4 protein-coding genes and 1 pseudogene are annotated in these 5,159 nt (G+C 64.8%); 2 read left to right on the forward strand and 3 right to left on the reverse strand.

All coding sequences use genetic code 11. The features are described 5' to 3' along the window. Window positions 1-349: 349 nt before the first annotated feature. Both EB084_19055 and EB084_19060 read left to right on the forward strand, forming a co-directional pair. Window positions 350-1,177, forward strand: coding sequence for a GAF domain-containing protein (locus tag EB084_19055; GenBank protein ID NDD30363.1), 828 nt, complete (start codon window positions 350-352; stop codon window positions 1,175-1,177). Continuing rightward, on the forward strand, window positions 910-1,803 hold the full coding sequence (locus EB084_19060) for a hypothetical protein (GenBank protein ID NDD30364.1): 894 nt from the start codon (window positions 910-912) through the stop codon (window positions 1,801-1,803). Before EB084_19055 ends, EB084_19060 begins: the two co-directional genes overlap by 268 nt. Here EB084_19060 and EB084_19065 read toward each other — a convergent pair. The 3 genes and pseudogenes from EB084_19065 to EB084_19075 all read right to left on the reverse strand — a co-directional run bounded on the left by EB084_19065 (window position 1,653) and on the right by EB084_19075 (window position 4,376). Next, window positions 1,653-1,943 (reverse strand): P44/Msp2 family outer membrane protein, encoded by a 291-nt coding sequence (locus tag EB084_19065; GenBank protein ID NDD30365.1) that lies wholly within the window; start codon window positions 1,941-1,943, stop codon window positions 1,653-1,655. The two genes, EB084_19060 and EB084_19065, sit on opposite strands and share 151 nt — an antisense overlap. 328 nt (window positions 1,944-2,271) lie before the next feature. Next, a pseudogene (locus EB084_19070) lies at window positions 2,272-2,616 on the reverse strand (response regulator). A gap of 299 nt (window positions 2,617-2,915) precedes the next feature. After that, window positions 2,916-4,376 (reverse strand): hypothetical protein, encoded by a 1,461-nt coding sequence (locus tag EB084_19075; protein NDD30366.1) that lies wholly within the window; start codon window positions 4,374-4,376, stop codon window positions 2,916-2,918. Between the last annotated feature and the right edge of the window lie 783 nt (window positions 4,377-5,159).

A 5,159-nucleotide genomic window follows, 5' to 3' on the forward strand; every position in this document is an offset into this window, starting at 1 on the left:
GCGGAGGACAATGCCCCACGCTCGGGCGGAACGCGCTGGCCGGTCAGGGCTCTCATCTGCTGCGGCGCTGTGTCGATGGTCATTGTCGATCTCGTGTGTGTCTGGCGCAGCGTGCGTCGTGCGGTTCGGAGATGGCCTGACGGCGCCGAGCGCCGTATCGTGCGGCTTGCATGCTCGGTTGGAGCCGGGTTGCGGGTGGATTTGCAGCGGGGCGTGTTCGGGTCGCGTCTTCACCGAACACGCGCAAACGCCGCAATGACGCCACTTCATACCGCGTGTTCGGGAAGGGGGAAATCGAACGGTCGCGGGACAGGTTTGCGGTACCGATACTCGTCATCGTGAGGAACCCATGGCCCGCAAGCCGACCTCTCCCAGCGCATACAGCTTCGAGCGCCTTCTTGCGCGTCTTTCGAATGAGCTCGTGGCCGCGCCCCTGGCGTCGCTCGACGAGGTCATCGTATGTGCACAGAACGCCATCGTGCACTTTCTCGATCTCGATCGGAGTACGCTGTTCGTGTTCGATGAGACCTCGGCCGCCCAGCACTTTCATCTCGCGGCCCGTCCGGGGTTCGAGCAGGTCGACATCGGGCCGCCGCACCTCGAGTTCCCCTGGGTGGCCAGTCAGATACTGGCAGGGAAGATAGTGCGGTTCACGCGCATCGACGATCTGCCCCCGGAGGCGGCCGTCGATTGCGCCACGTTCCATCGCGTCGGTCCGCGCTCGAATGTGACCTTCCCGCTGATTGCCGGTGGGCAGGTATTCGGCGCTCTCGCGTTCGGGGTGCTGCGCGAGGAGAGCGGCGCTGGCTCCCCTCGGTGGTGCGTCGCCTCGCCCTGCTCGCCGAGACCATCGCCAACAGCATCTACCGCAGACGGGCCGATGAGGCGCTGCGCAGCAGCGAGGCGCGCATGCACCCGGCGCTCGACTCGGCCGAGGTCGGCCTGTGGTCGTGGGACGTGGGGGCCGACATGTACTGGGGTTGCGACCTCCTTCGTCGGCTGTACGGTGAGCCAGAAGCGGGGTCATTGCGCGTTGACGATCTCTTCGCGAAGGTCGACGAGCATGATCGCGCGGCGCTTCGTGCGGCCCTCGACGCGTGCCTGGGTGATGCCAGCGAGCTTCGCATCGTGCGTGCAGACGGGCTGGTTCGCTGGATCTCGAGCCGTGGGCGCCTGATTCCCCTGGGGTATGGAGATGCAAAACGTCTTGTCGGCGTGTCGTACGACGTGACCGCGCGCGTGCGGGCCGAGCAGGGCGAGCTGCGCATGCGCGCTGAGCTGGCCCACGTGGCGCGTCTCGCCACCTTGAGCGAGCTCTCGGCGAGTCTCGCCCACGAGCTGAACCAGCCGCTCGCGGTCTTGCTCAGCAATGCCCAGGCGGGCCTGCGCCTCCTCGACTTCGATCCTCCGGATCTCGATGAGACGAGGGTGACGCTCGATGACCTGGTTTCTGATGTCAAGCGCGCCAACGAGGTGGTGCGGCGCGTCCGCCAGCTGGTGCGCACCGGAGAGCCGGAAACCAGCGCGGTCGATCTGGCCGAGGTCGTTTCAGACGCGCTTCACCTGCTGACAAACGACGCCCTTCAGCGGCGCGTGCGGGTAGAGACGCACATCACGCCTGTGCCGCCGGTGCGCGCCGACCAGCTCAAGGTTCAGCAGGTGGTGATGAACCTGCTCATCAATGCATTCGAGAGCTTTCCCCGCGAAGTCGGGTCGGAGCCGCGCGAGGTCGATGTCGCCCAGACGCCACCACCAGCGCTCACGCGGGCGCCACCGTACGCCAAGCCGCTCGTGCCCATGTAGCGGTACTGCAAGAACAGCGCCGTCTTGGGGTCGACGTTGTACGAGAGCCCGAGCTTCACCTGATAGGCGAATGCGGTGGTGCTGACACCCGGCGTGTCGAAGACATCGAGCTGGTGCTGCGCTCTGCAGCCTGAGCTCAGATTGGTGAGTCCCGCACTGAGGCCGGCGTACCAGCCTTCTCCGGCGAGGGCGAGGTGCTCTTCGACGGCGCGCTGTTCGTTGTGGGAGCTTCGTCAGCACGTTCGACCGGCGCCATCGACAGGGTGAGGAGCGCCACCGCGGCCACGAGGCCACGGAGGGGGTTCAGCTTCACGTTGACCCCTCCTGGAGAGTCTTGGACTGCCGCGTTTGGCTCGGGCAATCCGCCCTGGATCCTGCCATCTCCCCGGGCTCCGCAGATAGTTGGACCTTGGTCCTACTGAGGGCGATCTCGACGGTGACACGCGGTGACGAGGAGAGAGCAAGGTCTCAGGTGCACGAGAGCACCTGATAGAAACGCACGAGGTCGGCGGCCGACGCAGCTCGCAGGTTCGCCATGACGCGGCTGCGGTGCGCCCTCACGGTCTTCTCGGCGATGCCTGGCTCGGAGGCGATCTGCTTGTTGAGCGATGGTCGGTCGGCGAGCGCGCGTTGCAGTGCGAGGCCCGTCATCTCGGGCATCTGCACATCGAGTAGGAGACATTCTAGTCGGTTGAAGAGGCCTTGCGCGAGAAACGAAGAGGGACTTTCAAAGCAATCGACCTCGAACCCAGGGGTCGAGATCATGCGCTTCAGGGCGCGTCGCACCGAGGCATCATCGCCTACGATGTAGATGGTGGGGGGTGTCAAGGCTCTTGACTGATAGCAGGTGAGATGGGACCGGACAGCGTCGAGGCAGGTTGGTACCTGGGCGTATGGCAGAAGCGCCGTCCAACCCGTTGCGCTTGCTTGTGCGATGCAGCCTCATCTGCGGAAAAGCCAGCAGCCGGCTACATCGTCTGTGGAAAAGCCGGCTGCTGGCTTTTTCGCACCTGGGGGCCTTGGTCAGCCTGGCCCGTGCCCCCAGGCGCCTGGGCCAGCGCAGTTCACAGTGGGTGGTTCTGTCGGTTGCGCTCGTGGACATGACGTCACCGTTACAACCCTCGGGTGTTGTGAGCGCTGCTCAAGCTCGCTGACGTGGCGTGATGACTCTCGCCTGAGGGTCCGGCGCCACTCACCTCCGAGGCGGAGCACTCTTCGGGTGCGAGGGTTCCCGTCGCAAAGCCGCCGATCACATCACGAATCCTCGGATTGAACAGAACGCCCATGTGACCGCCGTATCGGTACTGCTCAATGAGCTGATCCGGCGCGTGGTCGTCTGCCAGGCTGGAGAGCTGCGCCACGTTGTCGGGCGTGAGAATGAGGTCGTCGCGGGAAGTGAGCACCATCACGGGAACCCCCTTCCCAGTCACCTGGCCGAGCAGCGTGTCGAGTCGATTCCCTTGCGCCACTGCGTCGACGGTGGTGGCGTGCCCCTTGAACCACGGGTCGTGGGGCAGCACTGTGCGCGTGTATTCGTCGAACGTCGCTGCCGACGCGGGGGGGTCGAGCTGAGACAGGGTTCCGCGGAGGATTCGCTCCGGGCCATAGTGGCGTGTGGCGAACTGCTCGGTGGCGTCGTCGCGCCAGCGCGCGATGGGGCTTGCGATGAAGCTGTCGTAGCCCTGGTCTGCGATCTCCGACCAGTAGACCAGACCAGTGGCGATGAGACGGCTGTTGGGTGCGAGGGTTGCGTTGCCCATCTTGTCCATCTGGTGAACGCTGTCGAGGAAGCTCATCGGAGGAGAGACCGCCGTGAACGTGCCGTTGATGACGGGTGGGGCGCCCGCTTGCTGCTGGTCTCGGAGCGCGGCGGCTCCCAGCAGGCCGCCGTAGGAATATCCCACCGCTGAGACGTGCCGATAGTGCGCGGGATTCTCACGAGAGAGGTGGCGCACGATGTCGACGACGGCACGGCTCTCGACGGGCAGAACGCCAGGCAGGTGTCGCGGATGCGCCTCGAGCCACGCGTCGCTCCAGGGGTTCGGAACGACGGTGAAGTTCATGCCGTGATCGAGGGCCACCTGTTCGAGCTGACGTGCAACCGAGGCGCTCCCGTCGTCACCGATGCCGGGAAGGATGACGAGCATCGCAGCATCCGGCCCGTTCGACAGGTTGCGCTCCACGCGCAGGGGGTCCCGGAACAGAGCGGGCATCGTCACGAAAACCGGGTCAGTCTTGACTCGCGGCGTGTTGAGGGTGGCGTCGAACGCTTCGGCCACCGTCGCCACGTACGGGCTCATGGGGGCGAAGTCGGTGCGCGCAATGGCGTCAGCGGCGCTCCGGACGACCGCAGGCGAAGCGGCTGACGACAGGGTGGGAGACGTATCCGGGGCTGCTGTGGTCTGGAAGGCATAAGGCAGCGGTGCGGTTGCGTCCGCTGTCGTACGGTGCGTTGTGCTGGGGACGGGCGTGCAGGAAACGGTTTGCGAAATCTGGGGAGCAGGTGTGAGCGAGAGCTGCACAGGCGCTGCTGCAGCAGCAACGGGCGACGAGATGAGCTGCAGGGCCAGCAACGCGGCAAGGCCCGTTCTCTGTGCCATCGAGGGGCCGTGAGATGTGACCGCGGGCGCCGTTGCGTGCGCGTTTGTCAGTGGGGTCTGCAGAGCCTCCACGGAGGCCGCCGCGGAATCCCCCCGTCCGATGGACCATGGGTTCTGTGTCCGCGGGAATCGGGGCTGGGTATCGCTCGTAGCGCCCGTGTCTAGGGCTGGCGCACCCTGAGATGGCGCACCTCCGGGCGTCGTTGGCGCGGGCCACGGGTTGAAAGAGAGACGGGGAATGCCCATCAGCCCTGGTGCCTCGCCACGTCAAGGGACGCTTGGGTGCGAGCAGATCTGGGGAACTCGCTGTGCACGGCAGCGTTCTGGGTTCTCTGCAGGCTGCAACGCTTGATCAGCACGCGTGAGACCTCATGGTGGACATCGCTCTCCTTCAAACGCTCCGCAGTGTACCCCTGCATGTTGAAAATCGTCTGAAACGAGTGCTGGCGGGTCTGGTTCCCCTCAGGCTCTCGCGCCTACTCTTCACCCCTCAGACACTTGCGCCAACTTGCATCGTTGTGTCTCACCTATCATAGGCACAGCGGGACATTCTGGGCTGAGTTTTGCAGAACACTCTGAAACCCCGTAACGACGCATTTCTTCAGAGCTTATTCTGAGCATCTTGCGCCAGAACTTCGCTCTTCCACCTTCGAGTAGCCTGTTCTGTGTGGAGAATCTCAGAACCAGATGCCAAAAGCGGCTTGAGCGCCTGGTCAGAGCGTGTCCTGTGAAGATGGGAGCAGAACTCTGGTTTTT

The organism is Pseudomonadota bacterium (genome assembly GCA_010028905.1).
GTDB lineage: Bacteria > Vulcanimicrobiota > Xenobia > RGZZ01 > RGZZ01 > RGZZ01.